The organism is Vibrio lentus, assembly GCF_002875945.1.
Taxonomy (GTDB): Bacteria; Pseudomonadota; Gammaproteobacteria; order Enterobacterales; family Vibrionaceae; genus Vibrio; species Vibrio apostichopi.
This window is the reverse complement of sequence record NZ_MCZK01000157.1, coordinates 12,028-36,992: the sequence shown is the minus strand read 5'-3', so window position 1 is coordinate 36,992 and position 24,965 is coordinate 12,028. Positions and strand designations below refer to the sequence as shown.

Below are 24,965 nucleotides of genomic sequence, written 5' to 3'. Positions count from 1 at the left end.
ATCAATTATCTCATTTAGTACTCTAGTTTAGCAATAAGTTGCTCTAATTTGTGAGGCTCATCAAGAGTAATTGTCACTTTTGACTTACCGCTAACAGAACGAGTAACTGAAACGTTTGCTTGCAATTTTTCCGTAAGTCTTCGTGAAAGTTCGATGGCTTCTTTGTCCTCGGGCTTCGATTCAGACTCAACCTCTGGTTTTAAGCACTTTTTAACGAGTTGCTCAGTTTGACGCACGGTCATTTGTTTGCTTGCTGCGGTGTTAGCCGCTTCGACTTGAACATCGCCTTCAAGTGCGAGTAATGCACGAGCATGGCCCATCTCAAGCTGCTTTGACACGACTAACGCCTTTACCGGCTCAGCCAATTGGTTAAGACGCAGCAGGTTACTCACAGTTGCGCGAGATTTACCTATCACATCAGCCACCTTTTGGTGCGTCAGTTCAAATTCGTTCTGTAAACGTTCTAGAGCCTGTGCTTCCTCAATCACATTCAGGTCTTCACGCTGAATATTCTCGATCAATGCCATAGCAATAGCGGCCTTGTCAGCGACTTTCTTAACCAGACACGGAACCTGCTTAAGACCAGCTTGACGAGCTGCTCTCCAACGACGTTCACCAGCGATAATCTCAAACTGGTCCTGCGTTAAATGACGCACAACAATCGGCTGAATAATGCCTTGAGATTGGATTGAAGCTGCCAACTCTTCTAGCGCTTCTGGCGCAATATCTTTACGCGGTTGATATACACCTGGCTTTAAGCAACCAACAGCAATCTCGATCAGCTCTCCATCAGCAGACAAAGCCTGGCTATGAGAAGCAACTTGTTGTTTTTCACGAGCCAACGAGCTAGTTGCAAGCAATGCATCTAGCCCTTTTCCTAAACCACGCTTAGACATTGAGCGAATTCCTTTGGTTAGACTTATACTGGGACTTCTTCACGACGCAACATTTCGCCAGCCAGAGCAAGATATGCTTTAGCTCCTGCGGAATATTTGTCGTAGTACATTGCTGGCTTGCCATGACTTGGCGCTTCTGCCAGACGCACATTACGAGGGATCACAGTTCGGTAGACTTTATTACCGAAGTGTTTTTTGAGTTGATCAGAGACTTCATTCGATAAGCGGTTACGAGGATCATACATTGTACGCAGAAGACCTTCGATCTTCAGATCCTCGTTTACTACAGCAGCAAGTTTACTGATGGTATCCATCAATGCAGTTAAACCTTCTAAAGCAAAGTATTCACATTGCATAGGAACCAAAACGGAATCGGCCGCAGCCATCGCGTTGATTGTAAGAAGATTTAATGACGGTGGGCAATCAATAAAGATGAAATCATAGTTGCCACGAATGGATGCCAGTGCGTTCTTTAGGCGAACTTCGCGAGCAAACACTTCCATCAGCTTGATTTCTGCCGCAGTAACATCACCGTTTGCGGCGATGAGGTCGTAATTACCAGATGTACTTCGGCAAACTACCTCATCGAATGGGCTGTCTTCAACTAGCAAATCGTAAGCAGTTGCTTCAACCTGATATTTGTCGACACCACTCGCCATAGTGGCATTACCTTGAGGGTCGAGGTCAACAACCAAGATCTTGCGTTTAGTTGCCGCCATTGATGCTGCTAAGTTAACACAAGTTGTTGTTTTTCCTACGCCACCTTTCTGGTTGGCAATTGCTACAATTCTACCCACTATGGCCTCGCTGATTATCCCTGACGCGATAAAGTAACTAAATGACGCTCTCCATCAAGCTCTGGCACTTGCAAAGCTTTGATGTCTGTCACTGAACACCATTCAGGTAACAGGTCGATTTCGTCTCTAGGATGTTGTCCCTTAAGAGCCAAAAATACACCGGATTGCTCTTTAGGTAAATGGTGACACCACTCTACCATGTCTGTCATTGAAGCAAACGCACGACTGAGCACTGCATCAAACTTTTCTTCTGGTTGAAATTCTTCAACACGACTTTGTACTGGAACAACGTTGTCGATGCCCAATTCATGGATCACTTGTTTAATAAAACGAATACGCTTGCCTAGGCTATCGAGCAAGTAAAACTCGCAGTCAGGGTTCATGATTGAGAGCGGAATCCCAGGAAGACCAGGGCCCGTACCTACATCAATAAAGCGCTTGCCTTGTAAGTGAGTGCTAACAATGATGCTATCTAAGATATGTTTCACCATCATTTCTTGCGGGTCACGAACAGACGTTAAATTATAAGCCTTGTTCCATTTGTTGAGTAACTCAACGTAGCCCACTAATTGGCTACGTTGTTTTTCCGATACTTCAAGTTCAGTCTGGCCAATCAGGTGATCCAGTTTTTCGCGTAATGCGCTCATTAAGCTTCCTCACCTTTTTTCAATAGGCCGTGCTTTTTCAGATAAACCAACAAAATCGAGATTGCAGCAGGCGTGATACCAGAGATACGCGAAGCAATACCGATCGAGTCAGGTTTAGCAGTAGTTAGTTTTAGAACCACTTCGTTAGAGAGCCCTTTTACCTTGCTGTAATCGATGTCAGGCGGCAGTTTGGTGTTTTCATGACGCAGTGATTTTTCAATTTCATCTTGTTGACGCTGGATATAGCCATCGTACTTAACTTGGATCTCAACTTGCTCAGAGGCTTGTTGATCTTCCAGAGCTGGACCGAAACGATCTAACGACGTTAGCTGTGAATAAGTCATTTCAGGACGACGAAGAAGATCTTCACCACTCGCTTCACGAGACATTGGTGTTTTAAGGATCTGGTTCAATTGATCAATATCTTCAGATTTTGGATTAATCCATGTTTCTTTAAGACGTTGACGCTCCTTCTCCATGTTTTCCATCTTCTCGTTGAATCGTGTCCAACGAGCATCGTCGACCAAGCCAAGTTCACGTGACTTTTCAGTCAAACGGATATCGGCGTTGTCTTCACGTAGCAACAAGCGGTATTCGGCACGAGATGTAAACATGCGGTACGGTTCTTTAGTACCCATTGTCGACAAGTCATCAATAAGTACACCCATGTAAGCTTGATCGCGGCGTGGGCTCCAGCCCTCTTTGCCTTGCGTAAACAAACTCGCATTCAAACCGGCCATTAAGCCTTGTGCTGCGGCTTCTTCGTAGCCAGTGGTGCCATTGATTTGTCCCGCAAAGAACAGACCCTTAATAAACTTGGTTTCGTAAGTCAGTTTAAGATCGCGAGGGTCAAAGAAATCGTACTCAATCGCGTAGCCAGGACGAACGATGTGTGCGTTCTCAAAACCTTTCATTGAGTGAACAATTTTTACCTGAACATCAAACGGCAAACTGGTTGAAATACCATTCGGGTATAACTCGTGCGTCGTTAGGCCCTCAGGCTCAATGAAAATTTGGTGACTGTTTTTATCAGCAAAGCGCATCACTTTGTCTTCAATCGACGGACAGTAACGAGGGCCAATACCTTCAATCACACCAGCGTACATTGGGCTGCGATCGAGATTGGCACGAATAACGTCATGCGTATTTTCGTTAGTGTGCGTGATGTAACATGGAATCTGACGCGGTTGCTGAGCTCGGTTACCCATGAATGAGAAAACCGGAGTCGGATTATCGCCGTGTTGAACCTCAAGCTCAGAAAAATCAACGCTGCGTGCATCGATGCGAGGAGGTGTACCCGTTTTCAGGCGATTAACACGAAATGGAAGATCACGAAGACGGTCAGCAAGCGCGATCGATGGTGGATCACCCGCACGTCCACCCGATGAACTTTCCATACCAATATGGATCTTACCGCCTAGGAATGTGCCTACCGTTAAGACCACAGCGTTAGCGCGGAATTTGAGGCCCATTTGCGTAGCCACACCCACCACTTGATCTTGTTCAACGATCAAGTCATCAACCGACTGTTGGAACAGAGTTAGGTTTGGTGTGTTTTCAAGAACATTACGGACAAAGGCTTTGTAAAGTGCGCGGTCAGCTTGTGCACGAGTAGCACGTACCGCTGGGCCTTTTGATGCGTTTAATGTTCTGAACTGAATACCTGCATGATCAATAGCTTGCGCCATTAATCCACCCATAGCATCGACCTCTTTTACCAAGTGGCCCTTACCGATCCCGCCAATGGCTGGGTTGCAAGACATCTGTCCCAACGTATCGATATTATGAGTTAGTAATAACGTACTTTGACCAGTACGTGCAGATGCGAGTGCGGCTTCCGTTCCTGCATGGCCACCACCAACAACGATGACGTCAAATTTTTCGTGATAAAGCATGAACCGACCTCAGGTACTCAAACGTTTCTAGATTGATAAAAAGGAGCGATATTCTACCTGTTTTCATAGCTTGAGAAAACGTTTTTGGAATTTTTCGAGAAAGCTGTTTTTAATTAATATAGATAAGATCTTTAAAGAGATCTTTTATTAGATCTATTATTAGGATCGAGGGTGTCTGTGGATAAGTCAAAAATGATCAACAAGATCATGGATCTTTTTTGGATCAAAGGGTGTGATCTAACTTTGATCATGATGAGGATTAGCTGGGATCAAAATGGCTACTTATACACAAGGGGAAATTACCTAGAAAGTTGTTATTTGGATAACTATAGGTTAATCACCGTATATGTATGATCTTATCCACAGAGAAAATTGAAAAAAATGACATGTATTTCGATTTATTTTCAAAAAAGTTATTCACAATCACGATATTCAGAGACAAAAAAAGCGGCATAAGCCGCTTTTTAGAAGATTGAGGAGTTAAAACTGGTCACTATGATCGTTAAACCAATCCTCTGCAGCATCCTCAGGAACCGGTGTTTCAAGAACATCGATAGTAAAACACGCTGAAATGGGCTGAGCACCAAGCTTTTCTAGAAGCGAATAAGCTGACTGGCCTGCAGAACAGAAGGTGTCGTAGCTTGAGTCACCAAGAGCAACCACAGCAAAGCGAATCGCGCTTAAATCTGGAGATTCTTGATTCAATGACTTGATCAAAGGTTGGATGTTATCAGGAAACTCACCCGCACCATGCGTCGATGTCACCAATAACCAAGTACCTTGTTGCGGAATATTGTCGTATTCAGGCTGATTATGAAGCTCGATCTCGTGCCCTTGAGCCTCTAGAAGATCGTTAAGGTGATCGCCAACGTATTCAGCGCCACCTAAGGTGCTGCCAGTAATAATGTGGATCATTAAGCCGTCCTTACAAAAGAAAAGGCCAGCGCAAGCCAGCCTTTATGGTTATTTACCGATACAGAATGAAGAAAATATACGACCTAATAAATCATCTGAACTGAATTCGCCAGTGATCTCATTGAGGTGCTGTTGGGTGATTCTGAGCTCTTCCGCTAATATCTCTCCGGCCATGTAGCCTTCAAGCTGTTGTTGCCCAATATCAAGGTGTTCCGATGCGCGTTCTAGGGCATCTAAGTGGCGGCGACGTGCCATAAAGCCACCTTCGTTGCCACCAGCAAAGCCCATGCACTCTTTAAGATGGCTACGTAGGGCATCGACACCTTCACCTGTTTTTGCAGATAGGCGGATGAGAGTCGGATCATTTACATGGCAGATCCCGAGCTCTTCACTGGTTTGATCTGCTTTGTTGCGGATCACAGTCATACCGATGTTATTGGGCAGACGATCAACGAAATCTGGCCAAATTTCTTTAGGGTCCGTTGCCGTTGTTGTTGTGCCATCCACCATAAATAATACGCGGTCTGCTTGTGCAATTTCTTCCCAAGCGCGTTCAATACCGATTTTTTCTACTTCATCGGAGGCGTCACGTAGGCCTGCGGTATCAATAATGTGCAATGGCATACCGTCAATATGGATATGTTCACGCAGTACATCACGTGTCGTTCCCGCAATATCGGTCACAATGGCAGACTCTTTACCCGACAGTGCATTCAATAGGCTTGATTTACCCGCATTTGGGCGACCTGCAATCACGACTTTCATGCCTTCACGCATGATTGAGCCTTGATTGGCTTCTTGGCGTACAGCTTCTAGGTTATCAATGATAGCTTGTAAGTCAGTACTTACTTTACCGTCAGCCAGAAAATCAATTTCTTCTTCTGGGAAATCAATCGCCGCTTCAACGTAGATTCTTAAGTAAATCAGAGAATCTACTAGCGTATTAATGCGTTTAGAGAATTCACCTTGCAGGGATTGTAGTGCTGATTTCGCTGCTTCTTCTGAGCTTGCGTCAATCAGGTCGGCAATCGCTTCTGCTTGTGTTAAGTCCATCTTGTCGTTCAAGAACGCACGTTCAGAGAACTCACCAGGACGTGCGGCACGTACACCTGAGATGGATAGGATACGTTTGATCAGCATGTCCATAACCACAGGACCACCGTGGCCTTGCAGCTCTAACACATCTTCGCCAGTGAACGAGTGTGGGTTAGGGAAGTAAAGTGCAATACCTTGGTCGAGTTCGGTGCCATTGTGAGATTTAAAAGGCAGGTACTCGGCATAGCGCGGTTTTAGTACTTTGCCTGTTACTTCTAGAGCGACTTGAGCGGCTTGTGGGCCTGAAACGCGGATAATACCGACGCCACCACGCCCTGGCGCAGTCGCTTGAGCAACAATCGTATCTGTAGTCATAGTTGTGCCTGCTAGCATGTGAAGGCCAAAGGGGGCGTTCACGATTAATCAATTAGCTGAATTGTAATCAGCTCAAAACAAAAAGGCGACCTTTTGGTCGCCTTTCTTTTATCTCTTTCTGTTATCGAACTTACTTAGAGTGTAAGCCTTTCTTTTCCAGCGCGCGGTAGATAAGCGTTTGCTGAATCAGAGTTACGATGTTCGATACTAGCCAGTAAAGAACCAGACCTGAAGGGAAGAACAAGAAGAAGAAAGTAAACATAACCGGCATAAAGGTCATGATTTTCTGCTGCATTGGATCCGTTACAGTTGTCGGGCTCATCTTCTGGATTAGGAACATTGAAGCACCCATCAGAAGTGGCAAGATGTAGTAAGGGTCTTGTGCTGAAAGGTCAGTAATCCAACCGAAGAACGGTGAGTGACGCAGTTCAACAGACTCCATTAGTGCCCAGTATAGCGAAATGAAGATCGGCATTTGCAAGATGATAGGTAAACAGCCACCAAGTGGGTTTACTTTCTCTTTCTTGTACAGCTCCATCATTTCTTGGCTCATGCGTTGACGGTCGTCGCCAATACGCTCACGCATTGCTGTCAGCTTAGGCTGAAGCATACGCATTTTCGCCATAGACGTGTACTGAGCTTTCGTTAGTGGGTACATAGCACCACGAACGATAAACGTTAGACAGATAATTGCCAGACCCCAGTTCACAACGATGCCTTGAATGAATGAAAGCAGAGTATGAAGTGGTTTCGCAATGAACCATAACCAACCGTAGTCAACTACTAGGTCTAGGTTTGGTGCAACAGCAGCCATTTGGTCTTGAAGTTTAGGACCAACCCAAAGCGTTGCTTTAAAGCTTGCTTCGTCGCCAGTAGCGATGGTTTTGTTCGGCATACGAACACCGATGTCGCCAAGGTTACCTATTACACGAGTGTAAAGGTTGCTGCCTGCTTCGTCGCGTGGGATCCATGCACTTGCAAAGTAGTGCTGAATCATCGCTGCCCAACCTTGACCATTTGCTAGGTTAAGAGACAGATTGCGATCTTGCATGTCGTCGAAGCTGTATTTTTTGTAACGCGTATCTTCCGTAGAGTAAGCACCACCACGGTAAGTTGGCATTGTTAGGCTACCGCCGTCATCCATTACGTTCTGACGTAGGTGAGCGTACATGCCGAATGTCGCGTTGTTACCAGAGTTGTTGACTACATCGTATTCAACATCCATTGCGTAGCTACCACGCTTAAGGACGAATGTTTTCGTGTAATCAAGGCCGTTCGCTTGGTAAGTCATCGGGATGCGTAGTTCATCCTGACCATCAGCAAGCGTGAAGCTGTCTGCTGAAACTGTGTAGCTTGGGCGGTTTGTGCTGCTTAGGTCGATACCTTGAGGACCCACTAGACCGCTTTGTGCGATAAATTGGTGACCTGGTTCGTTCTTAAGAAGAACAAACGTATCTTCAGAATCAAACTCAGCAGAGTAATCATTTAGATTTGCTTTAACGACATCACCACCAACCGTATCAATTGACAGAGTCAGTACATCAGTTGTTACTGTGATAGTTTTTGCAGAAGCAACTTGACCCGGAGTTGGGTCTAGATCATCTGCATAAGATGGCGCTGGTAGGGTGCTGCCAGATTGTGCCTGCTCAACCGCTTGTGGTGCTGGGTTCTGAGCTACGTTCCATTGTTGGAACAGTAGAAAAGAAACCAATGCCAGTGCGATTAACAGGATATTACGTTGAGAATCCATCGTTATTTATCTCTGTCTTGTTTTTGGACCGGTGGAACGGGGTCAAAGCCCCCTTCGTTCAAAGGATGGCATTTTAATAGACGTTTGCCTGATAACCAACACCCTTTTACAAAACCGTGAGCTTTCAACGCTTCTATCGCATATAAAGAGCAGGTTGGAGTAAATCGGCAGCGTGGGCCGATGAGTGGACTAATAAACCATCTATAAAAATAGATGGGTATTAGCGCTATCCACGCGAAGGGCGAGACAGGCGAAGCCATAATTTGTCGAGTAGCTTGAACATTTCTTCATTGCTTAAATCTTGCGCGCTCTTCTTAGCGATTACAACAAAATCTTTGTTAGGAAGTTTGTGTTGAGTGTTACGAAAGCTTTCACGAGTAAGACGCTTGAATCGGTTACGACCCACGGCGGTTTTAATCTGCTTTTTCGGAACAGCTAATCCAAGGCGAGGATTTGAAAGAGAGTTATTTCGGGCAATGATGGTGAAATGAGGGGAGCCTGCTCGATGAGCTTGCTTGAAGACATTCTGATAATGTTCGGGAGTTAACAAGCGTAACTCCCGACCGAAGGCTAGCTTATTCAAAATAATCAAAGATTACTTAGAAAGACGCTTACGGCCTTTTGCACGACGTGCATTGATTGTTGCGCGACCGTTCTTAGTAGCCATGCGAGCACGGAAACCGTGTGTACGCTTACGCTTTAGAACTGTAGGTTGAAAAGTGCGTTTCATTGTAATTACCTTACTGATCAGTAGTTTTAGGTTTTTGTTAAACCCGGCGTGGGCATTTTTTCTCTTCTTTATATAAGAAAGGAAAACCGACGCCTCTCAACAAAGAGGCGGAATTGTAATCACTGTCACAAAAAGTGTCAATGATTGGGTTAACTAAAATTCCGGTCGGGGGATTATACGTAGAATAACTAAAATCACAAGGATCCTTAGTCGATCCCAACCTTATTTAAGAATTTTTGTAATTTAGGATCCTGTGGATTACCAAAAATATCCTGTGGAGATCCCTGTTCGACAATATGGCCATCAGCCATGAAGATCACTCGGTCTGCAACCTCTTTAGCAAATTGCATTTCATGGGTGACCACCAGCATGGTTTGATGCTGATTTGCCAATTTTTTCATTAGGTTAAGCACTTCACCAACCCACTCAGGATCGAGTGCTGAAGTCGGCTCATCGAACAATAAAAGCTCCGGTTGAAGGGCCATAGCTCGGCCAATACCAACGCGTTGCTGTTGTCCACCAGAGAGCGCTGCTGGGTAGCTATCTGCTCTGTCACCTAACCCGATATCATCTAATATTTGTTGTGCTTTTTCATGAGCTTGCTGCTTTTTCCAACCACGAACGGTAATCAAACCTTCGGCAATATTCTGCTTTGCCGTTTGGTGAGCAAACAAGGCGTAGTTTTGGAACACAAAACCAGTCTTACGACGCAGTGCCAGTACCTCGGCTTTGGTGTGTTTTTTTACATCAACGTTAATATCATCGATGGAAATCTTGCCTTGATCGGCTTGCTCGAGAAAGTTAACGCAGCGCAGCAGTGTAGACTTACCCGTACCACTTGAACCTATGATGACAATTATCTCACCTTGATTGATTTCTAGGTCGATCCCTTTAAGAACTTCGGTGTCACCAAACTGCTTGTGGATATTTTCTAATTTGATCATCGTACATACGCCTTATTCAGTTTCACTTCGGCCCAGATTTGAATGCGAGTAAGGATAACCACCACGCCCCAATAAATCAGCGCAACCGCTAGGAAAGCCTCAAAGAAGCGGAAACTTGATGATGCTTCCATTTGAGCTTTGGCCATGATTTCAGCCACACCTAAGGTGAAGGCAAGGGAAGTCGACTTAATCATGTCGATGAAATAGTTCATCAAAGACGGCAGTGCCACACGGGTAGCCTGCGGCAAGATCACTCGACGCATAGCTTGGCTGGTTGTCATACCGACTGAGAGGCTGGCTTCCATTTGGCTACGTTCGATACCGATAATGGCAGCACGAATACTTTCAGCCATGTAGGCAGCAAAGTGTAAGGTTAAGCCGATAACGGCGGCGCCAAACGCATCGAGTCCAACCATCCACGGAAATACCTGAGGTAGGCCGTAGTAGAGAAGGAACAGTTGCACCAACAGTGGCGTGCCTCGGAAGAAGCTAATATACAGCTGGCTCAGTTGGTCGAGTACTGGGATTTTGAATACACGAATGTTCGCCAGTATCAAAGATAGAATCAGAGCGAAAAATAAGCCCCAGATTGCCATCTCCATAGTGGTGCCTAAATACTTCAGCAGTATTGGCAACAGACCTAGCATGTAGTTAAAGTCAAATCCCATAATCTATCTCATATTTTTATTGGAAGTATTGTTTGGAAATACTGTTATATCAGGCTTTTTAATCAGTACACAAAAGCAAAAAGCCCACCGCTGTATAAGCAGTGGGCTCTGAATGCGTTGAGTGGGTAATTACTTCTTAGTAATGTCTGCACCGAACCATTTTTGAGAGATGCTCTCTAGCGTACCATCTTCACGCATTGCTGCGAGTGCTTGGTTTACTTCAGCTTGCAATTTTTTGCCGTTATCGTTGTTTACGAAAGGCCATGCATTCTCGATAGTCTCGAATGGCTGTCCTGCTAGCTGTAATGGTAGACCAGTCTTCTTAATAAGCTCTAGTGCTGATAGGCGATCCATAACGAATGCATCGGCACGACCCAGTGCAACATCATGCTCAATACCTGTATCGTAGGTTTTCACATTGATTTTGCCATCTTTATCGTAGCTGCGTAATAGTTGCTCAAAGTTTGATCCAAGGTTTACTGCAACCGTCTTACCATCAAGGTCTTCGATGCCTTGAATGCTGTCATTACCTTTACGAACGGTAATCTGTGCGCCGTCTACTACGTATGGGTCTGCGAATAGGTATTTCGCTTTACGTGCATCCGTGATTGTAATTTGGTTTGAAATCGTATCGATTCGACCTGTTTCAAGAAGACCGAACAGACCAGAGAAGTTTGCTGTCACGTATTCAACGCTATAGTCATTACGTTTACCGATCTCATCCCATAAATCCACTTCAAAACCTTGTAGTTGGTCTTGTTTAACGAACGTAAATGGGAAGTAGCGACCAGACATGCCGACTTTAACTTCAGTCGCAGCTTGAACAGTAGCAGCAGAGAGTGCGATAGCCGCAATTGCAGCCTTAATCCAGTTATTCATTTGGTAACTCCTTATATTTATAGGGTTGGATGTTACTGGGAAAATGCTCAATAGAATAAATAACCAGATGTTATTAACCATAACCAGATCGCATTCTCGATTTGGGGATAACTAGCAAGGATCCGGGCATAAGTGGATCGTTGTGTGAGTAAAGTAGGGGCAAGATGTGTGGATCCAGCCAAATTTGCCCTATTTATTGTGAATAACTTGGATCTTATTCACTTGATCTGTGATCAATTGCTGGTGATCTGACTTATCAACAGGTAAAATTAGCGGTCATTTCATATAACTTAAATAGAGTGGGGCACCGTGTCATCTTCGCTTTGGTTGCAATGCTTGCAACAGCTTCAAGAAGAGTTACCAGCTACAGAATTCAGTATGTGGGTACGTCCGTTACAAGCGGAGCTCAATGGTAATACTCTAACTCTATTTGCACCAAACCGATTTGTACTCGATTGGGTGCGCGATAAGTACTTAAATAGCATCAACCGTTTGCTACAAGAATATTGTGGTAATGATATTCCGCATCTTCATTTTGAGATCGGAAGCAAACGAGTGACTGCTCCAAAATCTGAGACTGTCGCCCCAGCTCGTACACGTACAGCAGCCGATGTGGCCGCTGAATCGTCAGCACCTGCTCAGTTACAAGCTCGTAAGCCTGTTCACAATATATGGCGTGATGAAGAGCCTGTAGCGGTTGACCTTAACCACCGTTCAAACGTAAACCCAAAACATAAGTTCAATAACTTTGTAGAGGGTAAATCAAACCAATTGGGTTTGGCGGCGGCACGTCAGGTTTCTGATAATCCAGGAACAGCCTATAATCCGTTGTTTTTATACGGTGGTACCGGTTTAGGTAAAACGCACTTGTTGCATGCGGTGGGTAATGCCATTGTTGACAACAAACCGAATGCTAAAGTGGTTTACATGCATTCTGAGCGTTTTGTTCAAGACATGGTGAAAGCGCTACAAAATAACGCGATTGAAGAATTTAAGCGCTACTACCGTAGTGTTGACGCGCTGCTTATCGATGATATTCAATTCTTCGCGAATAAAGAGCGTTCTCAAGAAGAGTTCTTCCATACCTTTAACGCGCTGCTTGAAGGCAACCAACAGATCATCCTAACGTCTGACCGTTATCCAAAAGAGATCAACGGCGTAGAGGATCGTCTAAAATCCCGCTTCGGTTGGGGTTTGACGGTTGCGATTGAGCCACCAGAGCTTGAGACTCGTGTTGCGATCTTAATGAAGAAAGCAGAAGACCACCAAATTCACCTAGCGGATGAAGTGGCATTCTTTATTGCTAAGCGTTTACGCTCTAACGTTCGCGAGCTAGAAGGCGCATTGAACCGTGTTATTGCGAATGCAAACTTCACTGGCCGTCCGATCACGATCGATTTCGTGCGTGAAGCACTGCGTGACTTACTTGCCCTGCAAGAAAAACTGGTCACCATTGATAACATTCAAAAGACAGTCGCTGAATACTACAAAATCAAAGTTGCTGATCTATTATCTAAACGTCGTTCTCGTTCTGTTGCTCGTCCACGCCAATTGGCGATGGCACTGGCTAAAGAGCTGACTAACCACAGCTTGCCTGAGATTGGTGATGCATTCGGTGGCCGTGACCACACGACCGTGCTGCACGCTTGTCGTAAGATTGCTCAGCTGCGTGAAGAGAGCCACGACATTAAAGAAGATTATTCGAACTTGATTCGTACCCTTTCTTCTTAATACACAGTATTCTTAACCTTAATAAGCAGAATCTTGGCCACGTACTATTACGCAGTGCCATTTAGACCGTAAGAGCAAGATATGAAATTTACCATTGAACGTAGTCACCTGATAAAGCCATTGCAACAAGTATCTGGCGCGCTCGGTGGCAGGCCAACGCTTCCAATTCTAGGAAACCTACTGATTAAAGTAGAAGATAACGTGTTGTCGATGACAGCGACGGATCTAGAAGTTGAACTGATCAGCCGTGTAACGCTTGAAGGTGATTTCGAAGCGGGCAGCATCACCGTACCTTCACGTAAGTTCCTAGATATCTGTCGTGGCTTGCCAGACAGTTCAGTGATCACTGTGGTATTGGATGGTGACCGTGTTCAGGTTCGTTCGGGTCGTAGCCGCTTCTCATTGGCAACACTACCTGCGGCAGATTTTCCAAATATTGAAGACTGGAGCAGCGAAGTTGAAGTGTCAGTGACACAAGCTGAATTGCGCGGTCTGATCGAGAAAACACAATTCTCAATGGCGAACCAAGACGTTCGTTACTACCTCAACGGTATGTTGTTTGAGATTGAAGGCTCAATCCTACGTAGCGTGGCGACCGATGGTCACCGTATGGCGGTATCACAAGCTCAACTGGGTGCGGATTTTGCTCAAAAGCAGATCATTGTTCCTCGTAAAGGTGTTCAAGAGCTAGTGAAGCTACTGGATGCTCCAGAACAGCCAGTAACACTGCAGATTGGTAACTCTAACGTGCGTGCTGAAGTGAACAACTATGTCTTCACTTCTAAGCTCGTTGATGGTCGTTTCCCGGATTATCGCCGCGTAATGCCGCAAAATACCACCAAGACATTAGAAGCCGGCTGTGATGAGTTACGTTCAGCGTTTTCTCGTGCTGCGATTCTGTCGAATGAAAAATTCCGTGGTGTTCGCGTTAATCTTGTAGATAGCGAGATGCGCATTACCGCGAACAACCCAGAGCAAGAAGAAGCCGAAGAAGTGCTAGACGTAACCTTTGATGGTGACGCACTAGAGATTGGCTTCAACGTAAGCTACGTATTGGATGTATTGAATACGCTACGTTGTGAACAGGTTCGAATCTCAATGTCAGACGCGAATGCGAGTGCGTTGATTGAAAATGCACAAGATGACAGCGCGATGTACGTTGTTATGCCGATTCGTTTGTAAGCCGTGTTTGTTTATACATTATGTTTGCTTATCAACAACGTTTGTCTATCGAGCCGTGATTGAAGATTAATATGAAGACGTTATGCCTTTATCGCGCTTAATCGTAAAGCAGTTTAGAAATATTGAAGCCTGTGACATTCAACCGTCATCAGGCTTTAACTTTCTTATAGGGGCTAACGGAAGCGGCAAAACCAGTGTCCTTGAAGCGGTGTATCTGCTCGGACATGGTCGCTCGTTCAAAAGCTCCTTAACCGGTCGTATCATTCAAAATGAGTGCAGTGAACTGTTTGTGCATGGCCGTTTTATGACCTCGGATCAATTTGAGCTGCCAATTGGCATTAATAAGCAGCGTGATGGCACCACAGAGGTTAAAATAAGCGGCCAAACTGGGCAAAAATTGGCTCAGTTAGCTCAAGTCTTACCTTTGCAGTTGATTCACCCTGAAGGGTTTGATTTACTAACCGATGGACCTAAGCATCGTCGTGCATTCATTGATTGGGGAGTCTTCCACAGTGAGTCGGGCTTTTATGATGCTTGGGGCAGGGTAAAGCGCCTCAATAAACAGCGTAATGCCTTATTGAAAACGGCGACGAACTACCGAGAGCTGAGCTATTGGGATCAAGAATTGGCCCGTTTAGCGGAAAGTATCAGCCAGTGGCGTGCCACTTACGTTGAGCAGCTTAAAGAAGTCGCTGAAGAAATCTGCGCGACCTTCTTACCTGAGTTTGAGATAAAGATTAACTATTATCGTGGCTGGGATAAAGACACACCGTACGCCGAGATTTTAGAAAAGAATTTTGAAAGGGATCAGCAGCTTGGTTACACCTTTAGTGGGCCAAACAAAGCGGATCTAAAGATAAAAGTGAACGGCACTCCAGTGGAAGATGTCTTGTCACGAGGTCAGTTGAAGTTGATGGTGTGCGCGCTACGAGTAGCACAAGGGCAACACCTCACTCAAATGACAGGTAAGCAGTGCATCTATTTGATAGATGACTTCGCTTCCGAATTAGATAGCCAACGCCGAGCACGTCTTGCTGAGTGTTTAAAGGCGACCGAGGCTCAAGTTTTTGTAAGCTCTATTACCGCTGATCAGATTGCAGATATGCATGACGAAAATAGCAGGATGTTTCATGTGGAACATGGCAAAATAGAGCAAGGATAATTAGTCAGAGAGTAACTATGTCAGATAATTACGATTCATCGAGTATTAAAGTACTGAAGGGTCTGGATGCGGTACGTAAGCGTCCTGGAATGTACATTGGCGACACGGATGATGGTACCGGTCTGCACCACATGGTTTTTGAGGTGGTAGATAACTCTATTGATGAAGCACTCGCTGGTCACTGTAATGACATCATCGTAACTATCCATGAAGATAGTTCTGTGTCAGTAAGCGATGACGGCCGTGGTATTCCAACTGAATTGCACCCAGAAGAAAAAGTATCAGCAGCAGAAGTAATCATGACGGTTCTTCACGCTGGTGGTAAGTTCGATGATAACTCGTACAAAGTTTCTGGTGGTTTGCACGGTGTTGGTGTTTCAGTAGTTAACGCACTTTCTAAGCAAGTTACTCTTACTATCCACCGCGGTGGCAAAATCCACACTCAAACATACAGCCACGGTGAGCCTCAAGCGCCACTAGCGGTTGTGGGTGACACGGACAAAACAGGTACAGAGATTCGTTTCTGGCCGAGTGAAGAAACCTTCACTAACATCGAGTTCCATTACGATATTTTAGCTAAGCGTCTACGCGAGCTATCATTCTTGAACTCAGGTGTATCAATTAAGTTAATTGATGAACGCGAAGAAGACAAAATGGATCACTTCGAATACGAAGGCGGTATCCAAGCGTTTGTTGAGCACCTTAACACCAACAAAACACCAATCATCCAGAAGATTTTCCACTTTGATTCAGAGCGTGATGATGGCATTACCGTTGAAGTTGCGATGCAGTGGAACGATGGTTACCAAGAAAACATCTACTGTTTCACCAACAACATCCCTCAACGCGATGGCGGTGCCCACTTAGCGGGCTTCCGTGCTGCACTAACACGTACATTGAACAGCTTCATGGACAAAGAAGGCTTCTCGAAGAAAGCGAAGACTTCAACATCAGGTGATGATGCTCGTGAAGGTTTGACGGCGATTGTTTCGGTGAAAGTGCCAGATCCTAAATTCTCAAGCCAAACTAAAGACAAGTTGGTTTCTTCAGAAGTGAAGTCTGCCGTTGAGTCTACGATGGGTGAGAAGCTATCTGAGTTCCTAATTGAGAACCCAGGTGAAGCGAAAATCGTTTGTTCTAAAATTATCGATGCAGCGCGTGCTCGTGATGCAGCGCGTAAAGCTCGTGAGATGACTCGTCGTAAAGGCGCATTAGATTTAGCGGGTCTTCCAGGTAAACTAGCTGACTGTCAGGAAAAAGATCCTGCACTGTCTGAACTATATATTGTGGAAGGAGACTCTGCTGGCGGATCAGCTAAGCAGGGGCGTAACCGTAAGAACCAAGCAATCCTACCGCTTAAAGGTAAAATCCTTAACGTAGAGAAAGCACGTTTCGATAAAATGCTATCTTCTCAAGAAGTTGCAACGCTAATTACAGCACTTGGTTGTGGTATTGGTCGTGACGAATACAACCCAGATAAACTGCGTTACCACAACATCATCATCATGACCGATGCCGATGTCGATGGTTCTCACATCCGTACTCTGCTACTGACGTTCTTCTACCGTCAAATGCCAGAGTTGATTGAACGTGGTTACATCTACATTGCTCAGCCACCACTTTACAAAGTGAAGAAGGGTAAGCAAGAGCAGTACATCAAAGATGAAGATGCGATGAACCAGTATCAAGTATCTTTAGCTTTAGACAATGCAGAATTGCACGTAAACCCTGAAGCGCCTGCGTTTGCTGGTGAAGGCTTAGAGAAGCTTGTTCATCAATACAATGCAGGTATCAAGCTAGTTGATCGTATGAGTCGTCGTTACCCACGCGCATTGGTTCACGAACTGATTTATGTACCTCGCCTAACGGCAGAGCAGTGTCATGATGAAGCAGCCGTTGAAGCTTGGGGCAAGCAGCTTGTAGAGCAGCTAAACGGCAAAGAAGCGGGTGCGAGCCAATACTCTCTTGAAGTTGAAAAACACGAAGAGCTAGGTTTGAGCGTTCCTAAGATTGTAGTGCGTACACACGGTGTTACTCACGAACATGTACTCAGCATTGACCTTATCAACTCGAAAGAGTTTGGTAAGCTAGCAGACCTTTCTGAAGCTCTTAATGGCTTGATCGAAGAAGGTGCTTACATCAAGCGTGGTGAGCGTACTCAAGCAGTTTCTAGCTTTGTTGAAGCTCTGAACTGGTTAGTGAAAGAGTCTCGTCGTGGCCTAAGTCTACAACGATACAAAGGTCTAGGTGAGATGAACCCTGATCAGCTTTGGGAAACGACAATGGATCCTGAAACTCGTCGTATGATGCAAGTAACGATTGAAGATGCTGTTGGTGCGGATCTGTTGTTTACAACGTTGATGGGCGACCAAGTAGAACCGCGTCGTAACTTCATCGAAGAAAACGCACTTAAAGTAGCTAACCTAGACGTTTAGTATCTTTGATACTTCGCTCTTTCGCTTAATTTCTGTGTCAGAGGTGCTCACATACATTCGTATGCTCCGCGCCTCTTCCTTGAACTAAAACGAAATAGCTTCGTCTCAAAAAACTCAATATCTTATTGAAAAGACTGTCAGAAATGACGGTCTTTTTTGTTATTAAGTGATTGAAAAATATTGGATTGGAAAAATAATTGAAAATAATCCCTTGAAACTATTTTGCTCAATCCACATATCTAGTTGTGAAGAGGATGACTGTCTTGCTCTACAAGAGAAGAAACAGAACCTTCATTACCGCTAACGAAGTATCGCTCAATAGAGGATAACTTTGGCAGCACACAACTTAAAAATTGATTCATTGCCATGTCCCAGCGTTGTCGCCAATAGAGGTGAAACCCGTGGAATGCGAACTGAATCCCTTAGCTGTTTACTGAATCACTCACAGGTTCGATCTCAGTAAAAATCACAGCTAAGACTATTGCTTACTAAAAGGATAGCATTATGAGAACTGTAGATTTCACTCCACTTTACCGCAACGCAATCGGCTTCGATCGTCTATTCAACATGATGGAATCGAACACGTCGAAAAATACTTCTGGCGGTTACCCTCCGTATAACATCGAGCAAAAAGACGAGAACAACTACCGTATTACTATGGCAGTCGCTGGTTTTGCAGATGATCAATTAGACCTTACTCAAAAAGAGAACATGCTAATTGTTAAAGGTGAGCGTAAAGCAGAAGCCGAAAAAACCTTCGTATACCAAGGTATTGCAGAGCGCGATTTCGAACGCAAATTCCAACTGGCTGACTACGTAAAAGTGGTGGGCGCAAGCATGGAAAATGGTCTTCTTCACATCGACCTAGAACGTGAAATCCCAGAAGCGATGCAACCACGTAAGATTGCTATTAATGGTAATAGCCTACTAGAAGGCTAAAGCTATTGGCTTAGCTCAATTGAGTTAAAGCGTATCGGGAAGTAGAAGTGAAAGAGCACCAGTACCTTGAAGAAGGTCGGTGCTCTTTTTGTATTTGGGTTGCAGGAAGCTAAAAGGTCTTATTGCTGTTCTGAGTAAGCTTTTTTCACTTCTTCTGCGATAATCTTAATGCCTTTCTGCATCGCTTCATCGTCTTGTACGTAGTTCATGCGCAAGCACTGGTGAGCATGATCCCACTCGTCTTCTTGACCGATAAAGAAGTATTCACCCGGAACAATCAATACGCCGCGAGCTTTGAGGCGGTCGTACAGTTCCATAGTGGTGATCGGCAGTTCATCAAACCATAACCACAAGAAGATAGCGCCTTCCGGTTTGTGAATACGGAAGCGTGGGTCATCGATAGCTTGTTGTAACAACTCAACCGCGCGCAAAGATTTCTCTTTGTAGAAAGGCTTAATCACTTCGCTGCTTAAACGCAGTAGGTCGCCGTTCTCAATCATGTGGTTAGCAATTGCAGGACCAACGCTGCTTGGCGCTAGGCTGATAATGCCATTCATGTTAGTCAGCGCTTGTGTGACCTCTTCGCTCGCAATCACGATACCGCAACGCACACCCGGCAAGCCGAGTTTAGATAAGCTCATGCACAGAATGGTATTTTCATTCCAGAACGGTTCTACATCTTCAAAGATGATGTTTGGAAACGGCAGGCCGTAGGCATTGTCGATCAGTAGCGGGATGTTGTTTTCACGCGCCAGCTTATCGAGCTTACGCACTTCTTCGTCGGTCAGTACGTTACCCGTTGGGTTGGTTGGACGAGAGGCGCAGATAGCGGCAACCGAGTCATCAACCTTTAGCTGTTCAAAATCGACGTGGTATTTGAACTGTCTGTTTTCAAGCAGCTCGATCTCTGGGTGGTAAGAGATAAAGATATCGTCATCAATGCCAGCATCGCCGTAGCCGATGTATTCCGGTGCGATCGGCAGTAGGATTTTCTTGTGTGAACCGTCTGGCTGTTGACCCGCTAACAGGTTGAATAGGTAAAAGAAGCCGCTCTGACTACCATTAGTCAGGCTGATGTTCTTCTCGCTGATGTCCCAGCCATAAGTCTCTTTTAGCATCGCCGCTAATGACTTAATGAAGCTGTCTTTGCCCTGCGGACCATCGTAGTTGGCGAGGGCGGCGATGAGTTCTCCACTGGCGAGCATGTCGGCACTGGCTTGGTTAAAGTAATCGAGCATGGCTGGGATAGCGGCTGGATTACCACCACCGAGCATGATTGCGCCAGGAGTGCGCAGGCCATCATTCAAATCATCCATTAAACGAGTGATTCCAGAGTAACGATTAAACTTTTCACCAAACTTAGAGAACTGCATTACTTATTTTACCTAATTCATTGTGATTGCTTGTTATGTGTCATTAAGGCAGGCCTTATGCCTGCCATCAGTGTATTCCTTGAACATACCGCAATGTTTTTGCGACGCATAGCGCCAAATGCTCTAACACGAAAAAAACTTCTATAAAGTTTAGCTAATGAGTGTTCGCTTTCTTATTGAACGAGTGTTTTGTGATCAAAAAAGGAGAAGCTGAGCTTCTCCTTTTAGTTTCTACGGTTTATTTCTATCAGCGTTTATTTAGCGCCGGTATAGACAACCAACACCTTGTCATCTTTATATTGGCGTTCGAAGGCGTAATAGCCCTTGCTGTTGCGGATGATGTGCTTACCTTGAGCGACAGCTGGGTGGCGTTGGCGGAATTGGCCAAGGGTTTGCCAGTGTTCTAACAGCTGCGCTCGTTCGCCTGTGATTTGATCCCAAGGCATGTCTGAACGCGTGCCTTGCATTGGATCGGAACCTGTTGGACCAAAGTCACGGGCGATTTCATCACCGTAATAGATCTGCACTGCACCCGGAGCAAGCATTAATGCATTCGCGGCTTTGGTTTGTTTAGCAAAGTCACTGCCGTGCTGTGTCCAGAATAGCGAGGTATCGTGAGACGATAGGTAACTCAACACGTTGAACTCGCTGTCACTGTTGATCTTCTCTGCGTAGCGGAGGTAATCAGCATCGAGATCGGATAGACACTTAAGCGCCTTTGGTGCGATATCGCTTTGGAATTCAAAGTTGATGATCGAATCAAAACCGTTAGCGAAGTAATCTGATTTCACCACGCTATGTGCCCACACTTCGCCTGTCATCCAGAAGGGTAAGTCATCTAAGGCTTTGTCTGGGTTATTCTGTTTCCATTCAGCTAGTGCTTGATTGGTGCTTTCCTTCAATTCAGCCCAAGCGTCCAGTTCAACGTGCTTGGCGGTATCAACCCTAAAGCCATCAACGCCGTATTCGCGCACCCAATCAGATAACCAAGTGATTAGATGTTCACGAGGCGTTTTAAGTTCATCGGTCGCGCTGGTGGACTTGTTGCGATAGAAATTAGGTAGCCCGGTTGTCTCTGTCGATTCTGTTTTGAAGTCGGGCAGGTGTGCCAAAGACATGGTCAGGTTGTTGTAACCTGGAGAGTCATAAGCGCCGATATCGCTGCGTAGCCAAGCTTTCCCCCACCATTTTTCCCACGCTTCTTTATCGCTGTAAGAGATGTAGTTATTGAAGTAGTGCCAATTCTGGCCGGCTTCTGGTTGCCAGTCTGTCCAGTTTTCACCAAGGGTTTGTTTAGCTTGTTCATCAGTAAGGTTGAGTTTTCCAAAGTCGAACTCTTGCATATCAGCAAGTGTCGCATAGCCTGTGTGGTTCATTACCACGTCCCAGACGACGCGAATGCCTTTGCTGTGGGCGGTATCGATGAAGGTTTTTAGCTCGTCTTCGGTACCCATGTTGTCGTCAAGTTTGGTCCAGTCTTGATGGTAGTAGCCATGGTAGCCGTAATGTTTGAAGTCACCGCGATCACCACCGCCAACCCAGCCGTGGATTTGCTCTAGTGGAGAGGTAATCCAAATAGCATTGGCGCCGAGTGATTCAATGTAGTCGAGTTTTTCGGTTAAGCCTGCCAGGTCACCACCGTGGAAGGTGCCTATTTCATCTTGTCCGTCTTGGCTGCGCCCGTAACTGTTGTCGTTATCAGGATTGCCGTTATGGAAGCGGTCGGTCATCACGAAGTAAACCGTGGCGTTATCCCAACTAAATTCAGCTTTGGTTTCAGGTTCTACTTTCTCAAGTAGCAAAACGCCTTGGCTATTTTCTGCTGGCTGCATGATGACGCTGCCATTGGTAACTGTGACTTGTTTGCCTGAAAGAGCATCTCTAACTAAGGTACCTTCATCAAAGGTTTGAGTAACATCGATGGTGGTTGGCTGGTCACTAGGTACTGGGCAGGCAAAACTTTGTACTTGTTGCTGCTTTGGCTTTATCTGAACCGTCAGCTCATTAGTCTGAGGGTTGAGCGTAAACTGGTAGGTGTTAGCGCGAAAGACCTTAATATCTATTTCAGACTTATCGGCACAATCGTCTAGGCGAAGGGGTTTATTGAATTTGATGCGACTCTCTTCAGCCAGCGCAAAGTTGGTGCCACAGGTATTTTGAGCGTCGCTGATAGAGAAGGTATAGCTACCTTTAGCGAGCTCTTGTTCTGCGATCACGGTGCCTTTACCTGTCGATTCAAATACGATCGTGTCGTTATCAATCGTCAGCAGTAGATTGTTGTCACTGGTTTGGCTGCATGCGCTGAGTGCGAGTATTGAAAGCGCGAGTACTGTTTTTTTCATTGTTCCCTTCCCCTGAATAAACAGGTTATTTATAGCAAATAATGCCCTCTACAGTCTGAGTGCTGATTCATTCAGTTAATCAATAACACCTCTACAAACAAATGCTTGGTTCACAAAAACAAAAAGGGAAGCTTTCGCTTCCCTTTGGGTGTTTCCCGTTAGTTACTCAGAGTATGGCTTAGAGCAACTGTCTCACTCGTGCTTATTTTTGCAGTAGAGAGATATCAGCAATCTGTAGGAACAGGTTACGTAGGTTGTTCAGTAGCGTTAGACGGTTTTTCTTAAGCGCTTCGTCATCAGCCATAACCATTACGTTATCGAAGAATGCATCAACGGGTTCACGTAGGTCAGCAAGCTTGCTTAGGGCTTCTTGGTAGTTACCTGTTGCGAATGCTGGCTCTAGTGCTTCCGTCATTACTTCAACGTTCTCAGCTAGTGCTTTCTCTGCGTCTTCTTGAAGGAGCGTTAGGTCGATTTCAGCTGGTAGCTCGCCATCAAATTTCGCAAGGATGTTACCTACACGCTTGTTCGCTGCTGCTAGTGCTTCTGCTGCTTCCAGTTCACGGAAGTGAGAAACCGCTTTAACACGTTGGTCAAAGTCTGCTGGCTTAGTTGGACGACGTGCTAGTACCGCTTGGATGATATCAACGCTGAAACCAGCATCTTGGTACCATGCGCGGAAACGACCTAGCATGAAGTCGATAACGTCAGCTTCAACGTTGTCGTTAGTTAGCTTGTCGCCTAGTAGCTCTTTCGCTTTACCGATTAGATCGGTTAGGTCTAGGTTGTAGCCGTTTTCAACGATGATACGTAGCACACCTAGTGATGCACGACGTAGAGCGAATGGGTCAGAACCTTTTGGAGCTTGGCCAATACCGAAGATACCTACGATAGTGTCTAGCTTGTCTGCCATTGCTACTGCTGATGAAATACCAGTGCTTGGCAATGTGTCACCCGCGAAACGAGGCATGTACTGCTCGTAAAGTGCCAGTGCTACTTGCTCGTCTTCACCATCGTGAGTCGCGTAGTGCATACCCATCACACCTTGAGTATCCGTAAATTCGAATACCATAGATGTCATTAGGTCACACTTAGCCAGTAGGCCTGCACGCTTAGATTTCTCAACGTCAGCATCGATTTGCTCAGCAATGTAGCCAGCAAGCTCTGTGATGCGGTCGGTTTTGTCTTTGATCGTCCCCAGTTGCTTCTGGAAGATAGCTTGGTCTAGTTCAGCAAGACGGTCGATCAGTGGACGCTTACGGTCTGTGTTGAAGAAGAACTCAGCATCAGCAAGACGTGGACGTACAACCTTCTCGTTACCTTCGATGACGTGACGAGGCTCTTTAGACTCGATGTTCGAAACGAAGATGAAGTTTGGCAGAAGGTTTTTATCAGCGTCATACACTGGGAAGTATTTCTGGTCGCCTTTCATGGTGTAAACCAAGGCTTCAGAAGGCACTTTTAGGAACTCTTGCTCAAACTTAGCAGTAAGCACTACTGGCCATTCAACCAAAGAGGTAACTTCTTCAACAAGGTCATCTTCTAGATCAGCAATACCGCCAACTGCGTCTGCTGCTTTTTTAGCATCAGCAAGGATGATCGCTTTACGCGCATCGTAATCTGCCATTACTTTACCGCGCTCTTCTAAGATCGCAGGGTATTGGTCAGCAGAATCGATTGTGAACTCTTGTTCGCCCATGAAACGGTGGCCACGGATAGTACGAGCAGAAGCTACGCCTAGGATTTTGCCTTCAACAAGCTCATCACCTAGTAGTACTGTCAGTGTTTTCACTGGACGGATAAATTGAATGTCTGAGTTACCCCAGCGCATTGCTTTAGGAATTGGTAGGCCAGCCAGTGCTTTCGCAGCGATGTCCATTACCAATTCTTGAACTGGTTTGCCAGCCACTTCTTGTTTGAAAAGAAGCCACTCGCCTTTGTCTGTTTTCAGACGGTCAGCTTGCTCAACAGTAATACCGTTACCACGCGCCCAACCTTGTGCAGCTTTCGTCGCATTGCCTTCAGCATCGAATGCCACAGAAATTGCAGGACCGCGCTTCTCAACGACTTTGTCTGCTTGGCCTTCAGCCAGTGCAGTCACTTTAAGTGCTAGACGACGAGGTGCTGCGTACCACTTGATGCCTTCGTGAGAAAGCTCAGCAGTTTTAAGGCCCGCTTCAAAGTTAGAAGCAAAGGCTTCTGCTAGAGAACGAAGTGCCGTTGGTGGAAGCTCTTCCGTACCTAGTTCAATTAGAAAATTCTTCGCCATG

The 24,965-nt window shown here is 45.5% G+C and carries 22 protein-coding genes; 5 read left to right on the top strand and 17 right to left on the bottom strand.

Going from position 1 to position 24,965, the window contains the following annotated elements; genetic code table 11:
• Window positions 1–14: 14 nt before the first annotated feature.
• The 13 genes from BCT49_RS19600 to BCT49_RS19530 all read right to left on the bottom strand — a co-directional run bounded on the left by BCT49_RS19600 (window position 15) and on the right by BCT49_RS19530 (window position 11,531).
• Window positions 15–896 carry a ParB/RepB/Spo0J family partition protein gene (locus BCT49_RS19600; RefSeq protein ID WP_017111745.1) on the bottom strand — a complete coding sequence of 294 codons (882 nt, stop codon included), beginning with the start codon at window positions 894–896 and terminating at the stop codon, window positions 15–17.
• Between the two features lie 23 nt (window positions 897–919).
• Window positions 920–1,693: a ParA family protein gene (locus BCT49_RS19595; protein ID WP_102437602.1), complete on the bottom strand. Its 774-nt coding sequence runs from the start codon at window positions 1,691–1,693 to the stop codon at window positions 920–922.
• 14 nt (window positions 1,694–1,707) lie between these two features.
• Window positions 1,708–2,340: a 16S rRNA (guanine(527)-N(7))-methyltransferase RsmG gene (gene rsmG / locus BCT49_RS19590; RefSeq protein WP_102296559.1), complete on the bottom strand. Its 633-nt coding sequence runs from the start codon at window positions 2,338–2,340 to the stop codon at window positions 1,708–1,710.
• Window positions 2,340–4,235, bottom strand: a complete 1,896-nt coding sequence (gene mnmG / locus BCT49_RS19585; protein WP_102437600.1) for a tRNA uridine-5-carboxymethylaminomethyl(34) synthesis enzyme MnmG — start codon at window positions 4,233–4,235, stop codon at window positions 2,340–2,342. The genes rsmG and mnmG overlap by 1 nt, the downstream gene beginning before the upstream one ends.
• A gap of 480 nt (window positions 4,236–4,715) precedes the next feature.
• A complete protein-coding gene (gene mioC, locus BCT49_RS19570; protein WP_017111747.1) occupies window positions 4,716–5,150 on the bottom strand; it encodes an FMN-binding protein MioC in 435 nt (144 codons plus the stop codon).
• A gap of 48 nt (window positions 5,151–5,198) precedes the next feature.
• Window positions 5,199–6,560: a tRNA uridine-5-carboxymethylaminomethyl(34) synthesis GTPase MnmE gene (gene mnmE / locus BCT49_RS19565; RefSeq protein ID WP_029223656.1), complete on the bottom strand. Its 1,362-nt coding sequence runs from the start codon at window positions 6,558–6,560 to the stop codon at window positions 5,199–5,201.
• Between the two features lie 130 nt (window positions 6,561–6,690).
• The gene (gene yidC / locus BCT49_RS19560; RefSeq protein WP_102437598.1) at window positions 6,691–8,310 is read right to left on the bottom strand and encodes a membrane protein insertase YidC; all 1,620 of its coding nucleotides are present in this window, start codon (window positions 8,308–8,310) and stop codon (window positions 6,691–6,693) included.
• A gap of 2 nt (window positions 8,311–8,312) precedes the next feature.
• Complete coding sequence (gene yidD, locus BCT49_RS19555; protein WP_004735802.1) at window positions 8,313–8,570, bottom strand: membrane protein insertion efficiency factor YidD; 258 nt, start codon at window positions 8,568–8,570, stop codon at window positions 8,313–8,315.
• Complete coding sequence (gene rnpA, locus BCT49_RS19550) at window positions 8,537–8,860, bottom strand: ribonuclease P protein component (protein WP_017055478.1); 324 nt, start codon at window positions 8,858–8,860, stop codon at window positions 8,537–8,539. The genes yidD and rnpA overlap by 34 nt, the downstream gene beginning before the upstream one ends.
• Window positions 8,861–8,905: 45 nt before the next feature.
• Complete coding sequence (rpmH, locus tag BCT49_RS19545; protein WP_004735800.1) at window positions 8,906–9,040, bottom strand: 50S ribosomal protein L34; 135 nt, start codon at window positions 9,038–9,040, stop codon at window positions 8,906–8,908.
• Window positions 9,041–9,246: 206 nt separating this feature from the next.
• Window positions 9,247–9,984, bottom strand: coding sequence for an amino acid ABC transporter ATP-binding protein (locus BCT49_RS19540; protein WP_017111750.1), 738 nt, complete (start codon window positions 9,982–9,984; stop codon window positions 9,247–9,249).
• Window positions 9,981–10,652 carry an amino acid ABC transporter permease gene (locus BCT49_RS19535; protein WP_102437596.1) on the bottom strand — a complete coding sequence of 224 codons (672 nt, stop codon included), beginning with the start codon at window positions 10,650–10,652 and terminating at the stop codon, window positions 9,981–9,983. The genes BCT49_RS19540 and BCT49_RS19535 overlap by 4 nt, the downstream gene beginning before the upstream one ends.
• A gap of 129 nt (window positions 10,653–10,781) precedes the next feature.
• The gene (locus BCT49_RS19530) at window positions 10,782–11,531 is read right to left on the bottom strand and encodes an amino acid ABC transporter substrate-binding protein (protein WP_065104230.1); all 750 of its coding nucleotides are present in this window, start codon (window positions 11,529–11,531) and stop codon (window positions 10,782–10,784) included.
• A gap of 309 nt (window positions 11,532–11,840) precedes the next feature.
• On the opposite strand from BCT49_RS19530, the gene dnaA reads away from it, so the two are divergent.
• From dnaA to gyrB, 4 genes are all read left to right on the top strand, one after another.
• Window positions 11,841–13,262, top strand: coding sequence for a chromosomal replication initiator protein DnaA (gene dnaA, locus BCT49_RS19525; RefSeq protein WP_017107517.1), 1,422 nt, complete (start codon window positions 11,841–11,843; stop codon window positions 13,260–13,262).
• 81 nt (window positions 13,263–13,343) lie between these two features.
• On the top strand, window positions 13,344–14,444 hold the full coding sequence (gene dnaN, locus BCT49_RS19520) for a DNA polymerase III subunit beta (RefSeq protein WP_017107516.1): 1,101 nt from the start codon (window positions 13,344–13,346) through the stop codon (window positions 14,442–14,444).
• A gap of 82 nt (window positions 14,445–14,526) precedes the next feature.
• Window positions 14,527–15,606: a DNA replication/repair protein RecF gene (recF, locus tag BCT49_RS19515; RefSeq protein ID WP_017111752.1), complete on the top strand. Its 1,080-nt coding sequence runs from the start codon at window positions 14,527–14,529 to the stop codon at window positions 15,604–15,606.
• Between the two features lie 17 nt (window positions 15,607–15,623).
• Window positions 15,624–18,041: a DNA topoisomerase (ATP-hydrolyzing) subunit B gene (gene gyrB / locus BCT49_RS19510; protein WP_102437594.1), complete on the top strand. Its 2,418-nt coding sequence runs from the start codon at window positions 15,624–15,626 to the stop codon at window positions 18,039–18,041.
• A gap of 239 nt (window positions 18,042–18,280) precedes the next feature.
• Here gyrB and BCT49_RS26310 read toward each other — a convergent pair whose 3' ends face one another.
• A complete protein-coding gene (locus tag BCT49_RS26310) occupies window positions 18,281–18,403 on the bottom strand; it encodes a hypothetical protein (protein WP_255312749.1) in 123 nt (40 codons plus the stop codon).
• 142 nt (window positions 18,404–18,545) lie between these two features.
• Between BCT49_RS26310 and BCT49_RS19505 the strand changes: the two genes are divergently transcribed.
• Window positions 18,546–18,980: an Hsp20 family protein gene (locus BCT49_RS19505; protein ID WP_017107513.1), complete on the top strand. Its 435-nt coding sequence runs from the start codon at window positions 18,546–18,548 to the stop codon at window positions 18,978–18,980.
• Window positions 18,981–19,099: 119 nt separating this feature from the next.
• Here the strand turns inward: BCT49_RS19505 and BCT49_RS19500 are convergent, their stop codons facing one another.
• The 3 genes from BCT49_RS19500 to glyS all read right to left on the bottom strand — a co-directional run bounded on the left by BCT49_RS19500 (window position 19,100) and on the right by glyS (window position 24,964).
• A complete protein-coding gene (locus tag BCT49_RS19500) occupies window positions 19,100–20,353 on the bottom strand; it encodes a valine--pyruvate transaminase (protein WP_102437592.1) in 1,254 nt (417 codons plus the stop codon).
• 254 nt (window positions 20,354–20,607) lie between these two features.
• On the bottom strand, window positions 20,608–22,695 hold the full coding sequence (locus BCT49_RS19495) for an alpha-amylase (protein ID WP_102437578.1): 2,088 nt from the start codon (window positions 22,693–22,695) through the stop codon (window positions 20,608–20,610).
• A 202-nt stretch (window positions 22,696–22,897) separates the two neighbouring features.
• Window positions 22,898–24,964: a glycine--tRNA ligase subunit beta gene (gene glyS, locus BCT49_RS19490; RefSeq protein ID WP_017111755.1), complete on the bottom strand. Its 2,067-nt coding sequence runs from the start codon at window positions 24,962–24,964 to the stop codon at window positions 22,898–22,900.
• Window position 24,965: the final 1 nt, after the last annotated feature.